The 15,553-nt window shown below is 62.2% G+C and carries 16 protein-coding genes and 1 tRNA gene; 11 read left to right on the top strand and 6 right to left on the bottom strand.

The window, feature by feature from the left end; genetic code table 11:
* Positions 1-233: 233 nt before the first annotated feature.
* From sucC to lpdA, 8 genes are all read left to right on the top strand, one after another.
* Positions 234-1,427 carry an ADP-forming succinate--CoA ligase subunit beta gene (sucC, locus tag V1471_RS17495; protein WP_434290445.1) on the top strand — a complete coding sequence of 398 codons (1,194 nt, stop codon included), beginning with the start codon at positions 234-236 and terminating at the stop codon, positions 1,425-1,427.
* Positions 1,428-1,432: 5 nt separating this feature from the next.
* Complete coding sequence (gene sucD / locus V1471_RS17490; protein WP_066710888.1) at positions 1,433-2,320, top strand: succinate--CoA ligase subunit alpha; 888 nt, start codon at positions 1,433-1,435, stop codon at positions 2,318-2,320.
* Between the two features lie 136 nt (positions 2,321-2,456).
* On the top strand, positions 2,457-5,417 hold the full coding sequence (locus tag V1471_RS17485) for a 2-oxoglutarate dehydrogenase E1 component (protein ID WP_434290444.1): 2,961 nt from the start codon (positions 2,457-2,459) through the stop codon (positions 5,415-5,417).
* A 4-nt stretch (positions 5,418-5,421) separates the two neighbouring features.
* Entirely contained in the window at positions 5,422-6,924 is a 1,503-nt protein-coding gene (gene odhB, locus V1471_RS17480; RefSeq protein ID WP_434290443.1) for a 2-oxoglutarate dehydrogenase complex dihydrolipoyllysine-residue succinyltransferase, read from the top strand.
* A 76-nt stretch (positions 6,925-7,000) separates the two neighbouring features.
* Positions 7,001-7,339, top strand: a complete 339-nt coding sequence (locus V1471_RS17475; RefSeq protein WP_434290442.1) for a hypothetical protein — start codon at positions 7,001-7,003, stop codon at positions 7,337-7,339.
* Positions 7,336-7,728, top strand: coding sequence for an MAPEG family protein (locus V1471_RS17470; protein WP_434290441.1), 393 nt, complete (start codon positions 7,336-7,338; stop codon positions 7,726-7,728). The genes V1471_RS17475 and V1471_RS17470 overlap by 4 nt, the downstream gene beginning before the upstream one ends.
* Complete coding sequence (locus tag V1471_RS17465; protein ID WP_434290440.1) at positions 7,728-8,123, top strand: MAPEG family protein; 396 nt, start codon at positions 7,728-7,730, stop codon at positions 8,121-8,123. The genes V1471_RS17470 and V1471_RS17465 overlap by 1 nt, the downstream gene beginning before the upstream one ends.
* Positions 8,124-8,213: 90 nt before the next feature.
* The gene (lpdA, locus tag V1471_RS17460) at positions 8,214-9,608 is read left to right on the top strand and encodes a dihydrolipoyl dehydrogenase (protein WP_434290438.1); all 1,395 of its coding nucleotides are present in this window, start codon (positions 8,214-8,216) and stop codon (positions 9,606-9,608) included.
* Positions 9,609-9,655: 47 nt separating this feature from the next.
* On the opposite strand, the gene V1471_RS17455 is transcribed toward lpdA, so the two are convergent.
* The 3 genes from V1471_RS17455 to V1471_RS17445 form a co-directional block, all read right to left on the bottom strand.
* A complete protein-coding gene (locus V1471_RS17455) occupies positions 9,656-10,126 on the bottom strand; it encodes an acyl-CoA thioesterase (protein ID WP_066710878.1) in 471 nt (156 codons plus the stop codon).
* A gap of 384 nt (positions 10,127-10,510) precedes the next feature.
* Positions 10,511-11,164 (bottom strand): GntR family transcriptional regulator, encoded by a 654-nt coding sequence (locus V1471_RS17450; RefSeq protein ID WP_066710873.1) that lies wholly within the window; start codon positions 11,162-11,164, stop codon positions 10,511-10,513.
* Positions 11,165-11,195: 31 nt separating this feature from the next.
* Positions 11,196-11,891: a M48 family metallopeptidase gene (locus tag V1471_RS17445; RefSeq protein WP_434290436.1), complete on the bottom strand. Its 696-nt coding sequence runs from the start codon at positions 11,889-11,891 to the stop codon at positions 11,196-11,198.
* Positions 11,892-12,054: 163 nt separating this feature from the next.
* On the opposite strand from V1471_RS17445, the gene V1471_RS17440 reads away from it, so the two are divergent.
* The 3 genes from V1471_RS17440 to V1471_RS17430 all read left to right on the top strand — a co-directional run bounded on the left by V1471_RS17440 (position 12,055) and on the right by V1471_RS17430 (position 13,116).
* Positions 12,055-12,369, top strand: a complete 315-nt coding sequence (locus V1471_RS17440) for a TIGR02300 family protein (RefSeq protein ID WP_434290435.1) — start codon at positions 12,055-12,057, stop codon at positions 12,367-12,369.
* 152 nt (positions 12,370-12,521) lie between these two features.
* Positions 12,522-12,597: transfer RNA gene (locus tag V1471_RS17435), tRNA-Ala, on the top strand.
* Positions 12,598-12,765: 168 nt separating this feature from the next.
* Positions 12,766-13,116 carry an AAA family ATPase gene (locus V1471_RS17430; protein ID WP_434290434.1) on the top strand — a complete coding sequence of 117 codons (351 nt, stop codon included), beginning with the start codon at positions 12,766-12,768 and terminating at the stop codon, positions 13,114-13,116.
* Between the two features lie 13 nt (positions 13,117-13,129).
* Here the strand turns inward: V1471_RS17430 and V1471_RS17425 are convergent, their stop codons facing one another.
* The 3 genes from V1471_RS17425 to cysT are packed head-to-tail and all read right to left on the bottom strand — an operon-like array spanning position 13,130 to position 15,545.
* Positions 13,130-13,849, bottom strand: coding sequence for a sulfate/molybdate ABC transporter ATP-binding protein (locus V1471_RS17425; protein WP_434290433.1), 720 nt, complete (start codon positions 13,847-13,849; stop codon positions 13,130-13,132).
* A 12-nt stretch (positions 13,850-13,861) separates the two neighbouring features.
* Positions 13,862-14,725 carry a sulfate ABC transporter permease subunit CysW gene (cysW, locus tag V1471_RS17420; protein ID WP_434290432.1) on the bottom strand — a complete coding sequence of 288 codons (864 nt, stop codon included), beginning with the start codon at positions 14,723-14,725 and terminating at the stop codon, positions 13,862-13,864.
* The gene (cysT, locus tag V1471_RS17415; RefSeq protein ID WP_434290971.1) at positions 14,718-15,545 is read right to left on the bottom strand and encodes a sulfate ABC transporter permease subunit CysT; all 828 of its coding nucleotides are present in this window, start codon (positions 15,543-15,545) and stop codon (positions 14,718-14,720) included. The genes cysW and cysT overlap by 8 nt, the downstream gene beginning before the upstream one ends.
* Positions 15,546-15,553: the final 8 nt, after the last annotated feature.

The following is a 15,553-nucleotide window of genomic DNA, read 5'->3' as shown; positions in this document are numbered from 1 at the left end:
GCGGTTCCCGATGCTGCCCCGCAGCACAGATCGCCCCTGAGAACAGGGGCTTCCCACCGCCTCCGGATTCGCCGAATGCGATTCTCGAAATTTGTGATCACACAAAACTTTGCTGTGATCACAAAAAACGAAAACACGCGCGTTTTATCGCCGAAGCGACAAAAAACCATTTCTTATGCCCGGTTTCCGGTGGCATACACGGGACCAATCGAACCAGGGAGAGGATATCTCTAATGAACATCCACGAGTATCAGGCGAAAGCCCTTCTCAAGGAATATGGCGCGCCGGTTTCCGGCGGTCGTGCCATCACCCGCGCCGAGGACGCCAAGTCCGCCGCCGGTGAGCTTGACGGTCCGCTGTGGGTCGTCAAGGCCCAGATCCACGCAGGTGGTCGCGGCAAAGGCAAATTCAAAGAAGCCGAAGCCGGTGAAAAAGGCGGCGTGCGTCTGGCGAAATCCGTCGAGGAGGCGGCAGAAGAAGCCAAGAAGATGCTGGGCAAGACCCTTGTGACCCACCAGACCGGCCCGGCTGGCAAACAGGTCAACCGCATCTATTTCGAAGACGGTTCCGACATTTCCCGCGAGCTCTACCTCGCTCTGCTCGTCGACCGTCAGACCTCCCGCGTGTCCTTCGTCTCCTCCACCGAGGGCGGCATGGACATCGAGGAAGTCGCGGCCAACACCCCCGAGAAAATCCTCTCCTTCTCCGTCGATCCGGCCACCGGCTACCAGCCCTACCACGGCCGTCGCATCGCCTTCTCCCTCGGCCTCGAAGGCCCGCAGGTGAAGCAATGCGTCAAGCTGATGGGCGATCTCTACCGTGCTTTCATCGAGAAAGACATGGAGATGCTGGAAATCAACCCGCTGATCGTGATGACCGACGGCAACCTCAAAGTGCTCGACGCCAAGCTCGGCTTTGACGGCAACGCGCTTTACCGTCACCCGGACATCGTCGAACTCCGCGACGAGACCGAAGAAGACAGCAAAGAGCTCGAAGCCTCCAAGTTCGACCTGAACTACATCGCGCTCGACGGCGAAATCGGTTGCATGGTGAACGGCGCGGGTCTCGCGATGGCCACCATGGACATCATCAAACTCTACGGCGCAGAACCGGCCAACTTCCTCGACGTGGGCGGCGGTGCGACCAAAGAGAAAGTGACCGAAGCCTTCAAGATCATCACCTCTGACAAAAACGTCAAAGGCATCCTCGTGAACATCTTCGGCGGCATCATGCGCTGCGACATCATCGCCGAAGGCGTGATCGCGGCCGTGAAAGAAGTGGGCCTTCAGGTTCCGCTCGTGGTCCGTCTCGAAGGCACCAACGTGGAGCTCGGCAAAGAGATCATTCAGAACTCCGGTCTGAACGTGATCGCCGCCGACGATCTCAAAGACGGCGCCCAGAAAATCGTTAAAGCAGTGAAGGGCTAAGAGACATGGCTATTCTCGTTGATGAAAACACCAAGGTCATCTGCCAGGGCTTCACCGGCTCGCAGGGCACCTTCCACTCGGAACAAGCCATCGCTTACGGCACCAAAATGGTTGGCGGCGTGACGCCCGGCAAAGGCGGCTCGACCCACCTGAACCTGCCGGTCTTCAACTCCGTGCACGAAGCCAAGCACGTCACCGAGGCCAACGCCTCCGTGATCTACGTGCCGCCGCCGTTCGCAGCGGACTCGATCCTCGAAGCGATCGACGCCGAAATGGAGCTGATCATCTGCATCACCGAGGGCATTCCGGTGCTCGACATGATGAAGGTGAAACGCGCGCTGATGGACTCCAAGTCCCGCCTGATCGGCCCGAACTGCCCGGGTGTCATCACGCCCGACGCCTGCAAAATCGGCATCATGCCGGGTCACATCCACCGTCGCGGTTCCGTCGGCGTGGTGTCCCGCTCCGGCACGCTGACCTATGAGGCCGTGAAACAGACCTCCGATCTGGGCCTCGGCCAGTCCACGGCTGTGGGCATCGGCGGCGACCCGATCAAAGGCACCGAACACATCGACGTGCTCGACATGTTCCTCGACGATCCGGAAACCACCTCGATCATCATGATCGGTGAAATCGGCGGTTCCGCCGAAGAAGAAGCCGCCGAATTCCTCGCCGAGCAAAAGAAAAAAGGCCGCTGGAAGCCGGTCGCCGGTTTCATCGCCGGGCGCACCGCCCCTCCGGGCCGCCGCATGGGCCACGCAGGCGCGATCGTCGCCGGCGGCAAAGGCGATGCGGAATCGAAGATCGAAGCGATGAAATCCGCTGGCATCATCGTTGCCGACAGCCCCGCCACCCTCGGCGAAGCTGTGCAGGAAGCGATTGCCAAGGGCTGACCGCTGCCGCGCACCTCACGGTGACGCGATTTGACAACAGCGCCTGCGCCCTTTGAGAGAGGGGCGCAGGCACACCCATATAAGGCGACGCGTGCCTGCCAATAAACGGAAACGCACCCCAAACAAGGTCATGACGATGAACGACCAGTCCCCGAACGACATCTTTCACGCCTCCAGCTTCATGCAGGGGCATAACGCGGAATACCTCGAACAGGTCTACGCGAATTACGTGCAGGACCCCGCGTCTGTCGACGCGTCCTGGGTGGAATTCTTCCAATCCCTGGGCGATGCCGCGAACGATGTCACAGCAGAAGCTGCCGGTCCCTCCTGGGCCCGCATGGATTGGCCGCCGGTTCCGAATGACGACCTGACCCACGCGCTCGACGGCCAATGGGCCGAACCGGTCGCAGCCGAGAAGAAGATCAAGGAAAAAGCCGCCGAGAAAGGCGTTGCCGTTTCCGAAGACGCCGTGAAACGCGCCGTGCTCGACTCGGTCCGTGCGATCATGATCATCCGCGCCTATCGTATTCGCGGTCACCTCATCGCCGATCTCGACCCGCTGAAAATGCGCGACGAGGCCCCGCACCCGGAGCTTGATCCGCGCTCCTATGGCTTTACCGAAGCCGACATGGACCGCCCGATCTTCATCGACAACGTTCTGGGTCTCACCCACGCCTCCATGCGTCAGATCCTCGACGTTCTGAAACGCACCTATTGCGGCACGTTCGCGCTGCAATACATGCACATCTCCAACCCGGAAGAAGCCGGTTGGCTGAAAGAGCGCATCGAAGGCTTCGGCAAGGAAATCCAGTTCACCAAGAACGGCCGTCGCGCCATCCTGAACAAACTGGTCGAGGCCGAGGGTTTTGAAAAATTCCTCCATGTCAAATACATGGGCACCAAGCGCTTCGGTCTCGATGGCGGCGAAGCTCTGATCCCCGCCATGGAACAGATCATCAAACGCGGCGGCAACCTCGGCGCGAAAGAGATCGTCGTCGGCATGCCGCACCGCGGGCGTCTGTCGGTTCTGGCCAACGTGTTGTCCAAACCCTACCGCGCGATTTTCAACGAATTCCAGGGCGGCTCCTTCAAACCCGAAGACGTGGACGGCTCCGGCGACGTGAAATATCACCTCGGCGCCTCCTCCGACCGTGAATTCGACGGCAACAAGGTCCACCTGTCCCTGACCGCCAACCCCTCGCACCTCGAGGCGGTGAACCCGGTGGTGCTCGGCAAGGCCCGCGCCAAGACCGACCAGAACAACGACCCGACCCGCAGCACCGTCATCCCCGTGCTGCTGCACGGTGACGCGGCCTTCGCCGGTCAGGGCGTCGTGGCCGAGTGTTTCGGTCTGTCGGGCCTGCGCGGTCACCGCACCGGCGGCACGATCCACATCGTCGTCAACAACCAGATCGGGTTCACCACCGCGCCGCACTTCTCGCGGTCCTCGCCCTACCCGACCGACATCGCGCTGATGGTCGAAGCGCCGATCTTCCACGTCAATGGCGACGATCCGGAAGCCGTGGTGCACGCCGCCAAAGTGGCGACCGAGTTCCGTCAGAAATTCCACAAAGACGTCGTGATCGACATCTTCTGCTACCGCCGCTTCGGTCACAACGAAGGCGACGAACCGATGTTCACCAACCCGCAGATGTACACCAACATCAAGCGGCACAAAACGACGCTTCAACTCTACACCGAACGCCTCGTGGCCGACGGTCTCATTCCCGAGGGCGAGATCGAGGACATGAAAGCCGCCTTCCAGGCGCTTTTGAACGAAGAGTTCGAAGCCGGTAAAACCTTCAAACCGAACAAGGCCGACTGGCTCGACGGTCGCTGGTCGCATCTCGACAAAGAGGGCGAAGAGTACCAGCGCGGTCAAACCGCCATTTCCGAAGAGACCATGGCGCAGGTCGGTCGTTCCCTGACCACCTCGCCCTCCGATTTCAACATCCACAAAACCGTGGCCCGTCAGCTCGAGGCCAAGGCGCAGATGTTCGAAACCGGCGAAGGCTTCGACTGGGCGACCGGCGAAGCACTGGCCTTCGGCTCGCTTCTGACCGAAGGCTACCCGGTGCGTCTGGCCGGTCAGGACTCGACCCGCGGGACCTTCTCCCAGCGTCACTCCGGTCTGATCGACCAGAAATCCGAAGAGCGCTACTACCCGCTCAACCACATTCGCGAAGGTCAGGCGCATTACGAGGTCATCGACTCGATGCTCTCCGAATATGCCGTGCTCGGCTTCGAATATGGCTACTCGCTGGCCGAACCGAACGCGCTGACGCTCTGGGAAGCCCAGTTCGGCGATTTCGCCAACGGCGCGCAGATCATGTTCGACCAGTTCATCTCCTCTGGTGAACGCAAATGGCTCCGTATGTCCGGTCTGGTGATGCTTCTGCCGCACGGGTTCGAGGGCCAAGGTCCGGAGCACTCCTCCGCCCGCCTCGAACGCTTCCTGCAACTCTCCGCCGAGGACAACTGGATCGTTGCCAACTGCACGACGCCTGCGAACTATTTCCACATCCTGCGTCGCCAGTTGCACCGCTCCTACCGTAAACCGCTCGTCCTGATGACGCCGAAATCGCTTCTGCGTCACAAGCTGGCGACCTCCGTGGCCGCCGACTTCCTCGAAGGCTCCTCCTTCCACCGCGTGCTCTGGGACGATGCTGATGCCAATCACGGCACCGCGAAATCCGAGCTCAAACTCAAGGCGGACAAGGACATCAAACGCGTCGTGATCTGCTCCGGCAAGGTGTACTACGACCTTCTCGAAGCCCGCGACGCCGCTGGCAAGGACGACACCTATATCCTGCGTCTCGAACAGTTCTACCCGTTCCCGGCCCTCTCCATGGTCAAGGAGCTTGAGCGCTTCAAAAACGCCGAGATCGTCTGGTGTCAGGAAGAGCCGAAAAACCAGGGCGGCTGGACCTTCGTCGAGCCGAACATCGAATGGGTGCTGACGCGCATCGGCGCCAAGCACACGCGCCCGGTCTATGCCGGTCGTGCCGCCTCCGCCTCTCCCGCCACGGGTCTGGCCTCTCAGCACAAAGCACAACAAACGGCGCTCGTGAACGATGCGCTCAATATCGAAGGATAACCACATGTCTGTTGAAGTCCGCGTCCCCACCCTGGGCGAGTCCGTCACCGAGGCCACCGTCGCCACCTGGTTCAAGAAACCGGGCGACACCGTGGCCGTCGATGAAATGCTCTGCGAGCTGGAAACCGACAAGGTGACCGTCGAGGTTCCGTCCCCCGCCGCTGGCGTGTTGGGTGAAATCGTGGCCGCCGAGGGTGAAACCGTCGGCGTCGATGCGCTCCTCGCCACGCTCAACGAAGAAGGCAACGCCGGCCCCGAGGAAGTCGCCCCGCGCCACCACGCCGAGATGCTCGAAGAGAAACCCGCCGCCGGTGCCGCCGCAACCGTCAACGTCATGGTGCCGACCCTCGGCGAATCCGTGACCGAGGCCACCGTCGCCACCTGGTTCAAAGCCGTGGGTGACAGCGTTGCCGCCGACGAAATGCTCTGCGAACTGGAAACCGACAAGGTCTCTGTCGAAGTGCCCGCCCCCGCCGCCGGTGTTCTGACCGCGATCCTCGCCGCCGAAGGCGCGACCGTCGCCGCCGGTGGCAAGCTGGCTGAAATGTCCGCAGGTGCCGGCGCTGTTGCCGCTGCTCCGGCCCCGGCTGCGGCCCCTGCCGCACCCGCCGGTGGCAAGGACATCGAAAACGCCCCCTCCGCCAACAAGCTGATGGCGGAAAAAGGCATCAACCCGGCCGCCGTTTCCGGCTCCGGCAAAGACGGTCGCATCATGAAAGAGGACGTGCTCAAGGCCATGACCTCCGCCCCCGCTGGCACGCCTGCGCCCGTCTCCGCACCGCGTGCGCCGGTTGCTGCCGATGACGCCGCCCGCGAAGAGCGCGTGAAAATGACCAAACTGCGTCAGACCATCGCGAAACGCCTCAAGGAATCGCAGAACACCGCCGCCATGCTCACCACCTACAACGAGGTGGACATGACCGAGGTGATGGCGCTGCGCAACCAGTACAAAGACCAGTTCGAGAAGAAACACGGCGTGCGCCTCGGCTTCATGTCCTTCTTCACCAAGGCCTGTGTCCACGCGCTGAAAGAAGTCCCCGAGGTGAACGCCGAGATCGACGGCACCGACATCGTCTACAAGAACTACGTCCACATGGGCGTGGCTGCGGGCACCCCGCAGGGCCTCGTCGTTCCGGTCATCCGTGACGCCGACAGCATGTCCTTCGCCGAGATCGAGAAAGCCATCGCCGAAAAAGGCCGCCGCGCCCGTGACGGCAAGCTCTCCATGGCGGAAATGCAGGGCGGCACCTTCACCATCTCCAACGGCGGTGTCTACGGCTCCCTGATGTCCTCCCCGATCCTGAACCCCCCGCAGTCCGGTATCCTCGGCATGCACAAAATTCAGGACCGTCCGATGGCCATCAACGGTCAGGTCGTCATCCGTCCGATGATGTACCTCGCCCTGTCCTACGACCACCGCATCGTCGACGGCAAAGGCGCCGTGACCTTCCTCGTGCGCGTCAAAGAAGCGCTCGAAGATCCGCGCCGTCTGCTGATGGATCTGTAAGACAGATTGAAACGACACGCGGCGCCCTTCGGGGCGCCGCATTTTCCCGCTCCTACGCCCCCGAGGCCCCCACGCGATGACACTGGCACGACAGACCATCTGGGCCCAACTGGCCCTGCGCGGCATCTGGTTTCCGATGCTGGTCGCCTTTATCTCCATGGGCCGCGCCTCTGTCCTGCCCCTTGCTTTTCTGCTGATCGACACCGCCCTGCTGGTCTGGATGCTCTTTGCGCTCCGCCGTCCGGCCATGTGGGCCATGCTGCTGACCGGTGCGCTCAGCCTCCTGCATTACCTCCACGCCATCTCCGGCGGGCTGGCCCTGTCGAACGCGCTTGGCCTGCTCGACGGTGTGCTCGCCTGTGTCGTGCTGACCGCCCTCGCTCTGCGCAACCGTCATCATGGAGTGACCGCATGACCCCGGAACTCGCCGCCCTTGCCGCCGTCGCGTTCATACACCTCGCCGCCGTGGCGTGGTCGCAAAAGGCACTTGAAAAAGACATTGGCCACGAGGGCAACACCGGCACGCGCGAAGGGCTTGACGACAAACTCTCCGAACACACCAAACGCCTGCGCCGCGCTTTGGCGAACCACACCGAAAACATCGGCCTCTTCATCATCGCCGTCGTGTTGGTCCAGTTCACCGAGAGCAATTCGGTCTTCACCGCGATCTGCGCATGGCTCTATGTTATCGCCCGCGCGCTTTACCTGCCCGCCTATGCCTTTGGCTGGGTGCCGTGGCGGTCGCTGATTTTTACCGGCGGCTTCATCGTCACCTTTGCCTTGATCATCGCGAGTTTCTTCTGATGACGACAGAGCTGACCATACTGGCCCTCGCAGGCCTCTTGCACATCGCGCAATTCGTCGTGGCCTCTTACATGGCCAATGTCGATCTCGGGCCGGGCTACACCACCTCCCCCCGCGACCGCGCCCCCTCGCGCGAGATGCGCCCCGCCACGGGCCGGATGCTGCGCGCCTATGACAATCACATTCAGATGTTCCCCTTCTTCGCTGCGGGCGTGTTCCTGATCCACCTGACGGATCAGTCGAGCGCCGTCACGCTTGGCGCGGCATGGGTCTATCTGATCGCACGGGTGCTCTATGTGCCCGCCTACGCCCTCGGCTGGCAGCCGTGGCGGAGCTACATCTGGATGCTCGCCATGCTCTGTTGTGCCACCCTGTTTATCGCCGCGCTCGTCTGAGCGCTTAACCAAAAATGCCCGACGGATGTCCGACACAAGTCCGACGCAAATCCGACACTGAAAAACGACTTAAAGACCAAGGAGAAGACCATGGCATCTTATGACGTCATCATCATCGGCGCTGGCCCCGGCGGCTACGTCTCTGCCATCCGCTGCGCCCAACTCGGCCTCAAGACCGCCGTGGTCGAAGGCCGCGAGACGCTGGGCGGCACCTGCCTCAACGTCGGCTGTATCCCCTCGAAAGCGCTCTTGCACGCCTCGCACCTGCTGCACGAAGCGGAGCACAATTTCGCCGACATGGGCCTCAAGGGCAAATCCCCGTCGGTCGACTGGGACCAGATGAAAAAATACAAGGACGACGTCATCGGCCAAAACACCGGCGGCATCGAATTCCTGTTCAAAAAGAACAAGATCGACTGGCTCAAAGGCTGGGGTTCGATCCCGGCTGTAGGCAAGGTGAAAGTCGGTGACGAGGTCCACGAGGCCAAGAACATCATCGTCGCTTCCGGCTCCGTGCCGACCGCCCTTCCGGGGGTCGAAGTGGACAACGACAAAGGCATCGTCGTGGACAGCACCGGCGCGCTGTCCCTGCCGAAAATCCCGAAAAAAATGGTCGTCATCGGCGCCGGTGTGATCGGTCTCGAACTCGGCTCCGTCTACGCCCGTCTCGGCGCGGAAGTGACCGTGGTGGAATACATGGACTTCATCACCCCCGGCATGGACGGCGAAGTGCAGCGTCAGTTCCAGAAAATCCTTGGCAAGCAAGGCTTTACCTTCATCCTCGGCGCCGCCGTGTCGGGTGTTGAAGCCTCGAAAACCAAGGCGAAAGTGAACTATAAACTCAAAAAAGACGATTCTGAGCACTCGCTCGACGCGGACGTCGTTCTGGTCGCCACCGGCCGCAAACCCTTCACCGACGGTCTGGGTCTTGCCGAGCTGGGCGTCGAGTTCACCCCGCGCGGTCAGATCAAGACCGACTCGCATTGGGCCACCAATGTGCCGGGCATCTACGCCATCGGCGACGCCATTGTCGGTCCGATGCTGGCGCACAAAGCCGAAGACGAGGGCATGGCCGTCGCCGAGGTGCTGGCTGGCAAACATGGCCACGTCAACTACAACGTCATTCCGGGCGTGATCTACACCACGCCGGAAGTCGCCTCTGTCGGCAAAACCGAACAGCAGCTCAAAGAAGAAGGCCGCGCCATCAAGGTCGGCAAGTTCTCCTTCATGGGCAACGCCCGCGCCAAGGCCGTGCATCAGGGCGAAGGTTTCGTCAAACTGATCGTCGACAAGGACACCGACCGCGTTCTCGGCTGTCACATCATCGGCCCGGGTGCCGGCGATCTGATCCACGAGATCTGTGTTGCGATGGAATTCGGCGCCTCGGCGCAGGACATCGCCCTGACCTGCCACGCTCACCCGACCTTCTCGGAGGCGGTCCGCGAAGCCGCTCTGGCCTGTGGCGACGGCGCAATCCACGCCTGATCCATTTGAAATCAAAAGAAAAGGCGCTCTCCGGAGCGCCTTTTTCGTTAGCCTTTTGCGGCCTCTTCCAACCGCTTGGCATGTTCGCGCCGCAACTCCTTGCGCAGCTCCGCCGCCCGCCAGCGTTGCTGATCCACCTCGGTCTCCAGCGTGAATTGCGGCACAGCCACGGTCTTACCGTCATCATCCACCGCCACCATGGTGAAATAACAGGAATTGGTATGGCGCACCCGATGCGTTCGAATGTTCTCCGCTTCGACCCGGATGCCGATCTCCATCGAACTGCGGCCCACGTAATTCACCGTCGCCCGGAAATGCACCAGCTCCCCTACGTGGATCGGTTCCTTGAACATCACCTGATCGACGGACAGCGTCACCGCATATTGCCCGGAATAACGCGAGGCACAGGAAAAGGCGACCAGATCCAAGAGTTTAAGAAGAGCGCCCCCGTGCACCTTGCCGGAGAAATTCGCCATGTCCGGCGTCATGAGTTCGGTCATTTCCAGATAGCGCGCCATGGCTGTCTCCTTGCCTGTTCCCTTGCACCCAGAACACTCTGCACCGCAGCAAAGGTCAAGCGTCAGAAAAGCGAGAAGGGGCCACCATTTCTGGTGACCCCTTCTCTCCGGTCCTTCATCGGGGGGGGGGTGACTGGGACCGGATCACCCGAGCAAAGCAAGTTTGCCCCGCTCGCCGCATGTCGGTTTCGCTCGCGCTCTCAGGGCAACACTTTTGGCGGCGGCTGGACACTCCAACCTCCGTTCCAATGGTCTAACCTCTGTGCGATGCGGGCATGGACAACCTCTTTCATGCGTCTTGAAGGGTTGAACGCGGGTCCCGGGAAATTCCGTCGTCATTTTTCAAAAATTTTTCGTTTTTTCGGCACGTCCCCAAAAGCCGCCTCAGACCGCCAGCATCCGCAGCCCCTGTGTCACGTCGGAGCGCACCGCAAGCCGCAATCCCGGCTCATCGCCTGCCCTGAGCGCCGCCACGATCAGCCGGTGATTGTGTGGCACTTCCGTGCGGTTCAGACGCGCATATAGCGCCCGCATCGTCGGCCCCAATTGCAGCCAGACGGTCTCCGTCAGCGCCAGCATCGCCGGGGCCTGCGCCCGCAGGTAAAGCGTGCGGTGAAATTCGAGATTGGTGCGGATATAGCCCACGTCATCGTGTTTCGCGACCGCCTCGGCAATCGTGCTGTTGATCGCCTGAAGCCGGTCGATCAGGGCGATATGCGCCCGCGGCAAAGCGCGCGAGGCCAGTTCCGGCTCGATCAGCGCGCGGATCGCCGCCAGTTCCTCGATGCGCTCGTTCGACAGCTCCGGCGTCGACACCCGCCCCGAAGCCGAGAGGTTCAACCCGCCATCCGCCACCAGCCGCCGCACCGCTTCGCGCGCGGGCGTCATGGACACGTCGAACATCTTGCCGATGCCGCGCAGGGTCAGTGCCTCACCGGGACGAAATTCGCCATGCATGATGCGCGTCCGCAGGGCCCGGTACACCCGGTCATGGGCGGCAGAGGAATGGTCGGTCGGTCGGGGGGATGGATGGATCATAGCCTCTATGTGATCACAAAAAGCGGCAAGGTCAATCCGTCTCGAACCGCCAGCCATGCAGGCGCTCGCCTTCACTGTGCAACCAGTCCCGATGCGCCTTGTGTCCCGGACAGATGCGCGCCACATGCGCCCAGAACCGCTCCGAATGGTTCATCTCCAGCCGATGCGCCATTTCATGCGCCGCGACATAGTCCAGCACCTCGGGCGGTGCCATCACCAGACGCCAAGAATACATCAGATTGCCCTGAGACGTACACGACCCCCAGCGCGACCGCGGATCGCGCAACGTGATCCGCCCGTAGCCGACGCCAAGCGCCTCAGCATAGCGATCCGACGCCTCCCGCAGCCGCATCTGCGCCTCGAGCCTGAGAAAGGCCCGCACTTTCGCCGCCACGCTCTCCGGCCCGCCCGGCACCTGCAAAGCGCCGTCCATAACCTGCGCCCGCCGTCCCTGCCCCGGCACGATCATCAACTCACGCCCCAGAAACGGCAGATGCGCTCCGAACACCGGCACCCGGTCCGGGCTGCGCCCTGCGAGGTGCTTGCGAATCCAGTCCTGCTTTTCCTCGACGAAAGCGATCGCCTCCGCCTGCGGCAGCCGCTGCGGCATCGACAGCGTCACCCGCCCGTCGAGACGCGACACCCGCAAAGACAGCCGCCGCGCCCGCGCGGAGCGCTTCAGCGTCACGGATACGGGCGGTTCCCCCGGCAATCGGATTTCGCGCATTTTGGCCCTTTCACCCCGGTTTTTCCTGCCATACCCTGCCTGCACCGCCCAGACCATCGTCTTTACGGTTTTTTGAGGGAAAAGCCTTTGACACCTCTGTCACGATATGGCATGGCCCGCAAAATCTCCGCAATGGATCAGTGATTAACGAAAGGGATTCATCATGCCCAAAGAGGAATGGGGTACCAAACGGCTTTGCCCCACCACCGGCAAACGGTTCTATGACTTGAACCGCGACCCGATCGTGTCCCCCTACACCGGTGAAATCGTCACCTTCGACGCGAACAACAAATCGCGCGTCGCGATCGCCGAAAAAGTGCAACCGCGCGCTGACGAAGATCTCGACACCGATGACGATCTGCTGCTCGACGACGACGACGATATGGATCTCGACGACGATCTGCTCGACGATGATGACGACGACGACAATGTGTCGCTCGACGACATCACCGATGTCGCGGCCAACGACGACGAATAAGCCGTCCAAAGTGACGGGCTGAAAATTTCACAGGATTTTTTCGGGCCCGTCATTTTTTCGCTTGCAACCCCAAGCGAGACAAAATAGGAAGCGCGGGCGGACGGGAAACGCCCCTCCGCGCAACGCAAGACCGGCGTCACAACGGTCGATTTGGGGCCTTAGCTCAGCTGGGAGAGCGCTTGCATGGCATGCAAGAGGTCAGGGGTTCGATCCCCCTAGGCTCCACCAAATTCCCTTTGAAAAGCATCAGATATGTCTGCCTTTCTCGTCAGAGGATTTGCCTCTGCCGCGCAGAGAGGTGCTGTTTTTCTTAAACAAATCCATGCTGCCTTGATCCGCACCCGTGGCGTGTCGATCCCGTCGCAGCCCTTCCCCTTTCACAACCGAGGATGGCCCATGAGCGACCATTTCTTCGTCGTGACGGGCGGTCCCGGTGCGGGCAAGACCAGCCTGATCACCGAGCTTGCCCGCCGCGGCTTTCACACGGTTCCCGAATCCGGCCGCGCGATCATCCGTGAGGAGATTGCGCGCGGCGGAGACGCCCTCCCTTGGGCGGATCGTATGGCCTATGCCGAACGGATGTTGGAGCGGGACCTGAGCGCCTACAGCGCCGCACATACGCTCTCCGGCCCCGTGATCTTCGACCGAGGCACTCCCGACATCAGGTCTCCCAGCACCGCCCCATGTGACCACAGCGGTCAGGACGAGCCAAACGATCCGTCTGCCCTCCCAGCTGTTGCGGCATGATACCTTTGATCGATCAGGCCGCGATGAAGTCGCGCACGAAATCGCTGGCAGGATGGCTGCGGATATCTTGCGGGCGACCGATCTGTTCGATCCGCCCCATCGACATCACCACCACCAGATCGGCCAGCTCCATCGCTTCTTCCTGATCGTGGGTGACGAAAACCGTGGTCAGGCCGGTTTCGTCATGGATGTCGCGCAACCCCTGCCGCAACTCGCGCCGGACCTTGGCGTCGAGCGCCCCGAAGGGCTCATCGAGCAGGAGCATCCGCGGCTCGATCGCCAGCGCACGCGCCAGCGCCACCCGTTGCCTCTGCCCGCCCGAAAGCTGCGAGGGGTAGCGCATACCGATATGGGGCAGCTGGATCAGATCGAGCAAGTGATTGACGCGCCGCGCGATTTCGGCTTTTTGCGGGCGGCTTGCGCGCGGGCGGGCAGCTAACCCATAGGCGATGTTATCGAAAACCGTCATATGTCGGAAGAGCGCGTAGCTTTGGAACACGAAGCCTGCGCGGCGCTCTTGCACACTCAGACCCGTCGCGTCCTGCCCGTCGAAAAGCACCCGGCCGGAACTGGGAAACTCGAGCCCGCCAAGGATGCGCAACAGCGTGGTCTTGCCAGATCCCGAAGGTCCGAGCAACGCAACCAGAGCCCCGGAGGGGATGGCCAGGGTCACCGGGTGCAGCGCCGTGGTCGCACCGAATTCCTTGGCGATTTCATCGATGTCGATATGCATGGGAATGTCCTTTCAATGGGCCCGCCCAGTCCCGAGGGCCCCCGCATGGGCCCGTTCGAGCAGCGCTTTGACGAGCAGGGTGAGAAGCGCCAGCGCCGTCAGCACGGCGGCCAGAGAAAACGCGGAAACCGAGAGATATTCGTTGTACATCATCTCGATGGTGATCGGCATGGTCGCGGTCTGGCCACGGATTTTGCCAGAGACCACGGCGACGGCGCCGAACTCTCCCATCGCGCGGGCATTGGCCAGCAGCACGCCATAAAGAAGGGCCCAGCGAATATTCGGCAGCGTCACGGTGCGAAACACCCGCCAGCCGCTCGCCCCCAGCGTCAGGGCGGCCTCTTCCTCGGCGCGACCCTGTTCGATCATCACGGGAATGAGTTCGCGTGCGATGAAAGGAAAGGTGACGAAGAGTGTGGCGAGCACGATGCCGGGCAGCGCGAAGACCACCGGATGACCCTGTGCCACCAACCAGCCGCCGAGCGTCGAGTTCGCGCCGAACAGAAGCACGATGCACAGCCCCGCCACCACCGGCGAAACCGAAAAGGGCAGATCGATCAGCGTGATCAGAAAAGCCTTGCCGCGAAAGTCGAATTTGGTGATGAACCATGCCGCCGCCAGACCAAAGACGGCATTGAGCGGCACGGCGATGGCCGCAACCTCCAGCGTCAGCCGGATGGCGGCCGTCGCATCGGGGTTGGCAAGGCTTTTGAGCGCCGCGCCCGGCCCCTTGGCCAAGGCTTCGGCAAAGACCACCGCCAGTGGCGCGAAGACCATCAGGCCAAGCACCAGCCAAGCGAAACCGATCAGGGCGAGCCGCGCAGGGCGGGTCTCGGTCACGGCGCTTTGCGGGATGTTCACGGTGCTCTCAGACATGACCGATCCTCCGTCGGCTCCAGATTTGCAACAAGTTGATCGCCATCAGCAGAGCAAAGCTGATCACCAGCATCGCAAGGCCGATCGCTGCCGCGCCCCGATAGTCGAACTCTTCGAGCTCGATCACGATCAGAAGCGGCGCGATCTCGGTCTTCAGCGGAATGTTCCCGGCAATGAAGATGACCGAGCCGTATTCGCCCACCGCCCGCGCCAGAGCGAGCGCAAAGCCGGTCAGCGCGGCGGGCATCAGCATCGGCCAGATCACCCGGATCAGCGTGGTCAGTCGGTTTGCGCCCAGCGTGGCCGAAGCCTCTTCGACCTCACGGTCGATTTCCTCGATCACCGGCTGCACCGTGCGCACTGCAAAGGGCAGGCCGACGAAGAGGAGCGCCACGAAAATCCCCGCTTGCGTATAGGCGATCTTCCAGCCGATCTCCTTCGCCCAGCCCCCGATGAGACCATTCGGCGCATAAAGCGCGGTCAGCGCGATCCCGGCCACCGCGGTGGGCAGCGCGAAGGGCAGATCGACGGCGGCGTCGAGCAGACGCCGCCCCGGAAAACGGTATCGCACCAGAACCCATGCGATCACGAGACCGAGTCCAAGATTGACGAGTGCCGCCAGAAAGGACAGCCGGAACGAAAGCCACAGCGCCGCCCAGACCCGGGGGCGGTTCACCGCCTCCCAAATTCCCTCGGGGCCGAGGGTCGCGCCTTGCGCCACGAGCGCCGCGACCGGCGCCAGCACGACGAGCGACAGCAGCGTCAGGGTGATGCCGGCGCTCAGGCGCAGCCCCGGCATCGGCGAAGGTTGGATGAACATCCGGGCCA

This window comes from Celeribacter sp. SCSIO 80788 (genome assembly GCF_051054295.1).
Classification (GTDB): Bacteria; Pseudomonadota; Alphaproteobacteria; order Rhodobacterales; family Rhodobacteraceae; genus Celeribacter.
This window is presented reverse-complemented; position numbering and strand designations above follow the sequence as displayed.

Bases quoted from the DNA above. Each gene is read 5' to 3' on its own strand.
- sucC (WP_434290445.1), top strand. From the start codon at position 234: ATGAACATCCACGAGTATCAGGCGAAAGCCCTTCTCAAGGAATATGGC.
- sucD (WP_066710888.1), top strand. From the start codon at position 1,433: ATGGCTATTCTCGTTGATGAAAACACCAAGGTCATCTGCCAGGGCTTC.
- V1471_RS17485 (WP_434290444.1), top strand. From the start codon at position 2,457: ATGAACGACCAGTCCCCGAACGACATCTTTCACGCCTCCAGCTTCATG.
- odhB (WP_434290443.1), top strand. From the start codon at position 5,422: ATGTCTGTTGAAGTCCGCGTCCCCACCCTGGGCGAGTCCGTCACCGAG.
- V1471_RS17475 (WP_434290442.1), top strand. From the start codon at position 7,001: ATGACACTGGCACGACAGACCATCTGGGCCCAACTGGCCCTGCGCGGC.
- V1471_RS17470 (WP_434290441.1), top strand. From the start codon at position 7,336: ATGACCCCGGAACTCGCCGCCCTTGCCGCCGTCGCGTTCATACACCTC.
- V1471_RS17465 (WP_434290440.1), top strand. From the start codon at position 7,728: ATGACGACAGAGCTGACCATACTGGCCCTCGCAGGCCTCTTGCACATC.
- lpdA (WP_434290438.1), top strand. From the start codon at position 8,214: ATGGCATCTTATGACGTCATCATCATCGGCGCTGGCCCCGGCGGCTAC.
- V1471_RS17455 (WP_066710878.1), bottom strand. From the start codon at position 10,126: ATGGCGCGCTATCTGGAAATGACCGAACTCATGACGCCGGACATGGCG.
- V1471_RS17450 (WP_066710873.1), bottom strand. From the start codon at position 11,164: ATGATCCATCCATCCCCCCGACCGACCGACCATTCCTCTGCCGCCCAT.
- V1471_RS17445 (WP_434290436.1), bottom strand. From the start codon at position 11,891: ATGCGCGAAATCCGATTGCCGGGGGAACCGCCCGTATCCGTGACGCTG.
- V1471_RS17440 (WP_434290435.1), top strand. From the start codon at position 12,055: ATGCCCAAAGAGGAATGGGGTACCAAACGGCTTTGCCCCACCACCGGC.
- V1471_RS17430 (WP_434290434.1), top strand. From the start codon at position 12,766: ATGAGCGACCATTTCTTCGTCGTGACGGGCGGTCCCGGTGCGGGCAAG.
- V1471_RS17425 (WP_434290433.1), bottom strand. From the start codon at position 13,849: ATGCATATCGACATCGATGAAATCGCCAAGGAATTCGGTGCGACCACG.
- cysW (WP_434290432.1), bottom strand. From the start codon at position 14,725: ATGTCTGAGAGCACCGTGAACATCCCGCAAAGCGCCGTGACCGAGACC.
- cysT (WP_434290971.1), bottom strand. From the start codon at position 15,545: ATGTTCATCCAACCTTCGCCGATGCCGGGGCTGCGCCTGAGCGCCGGC.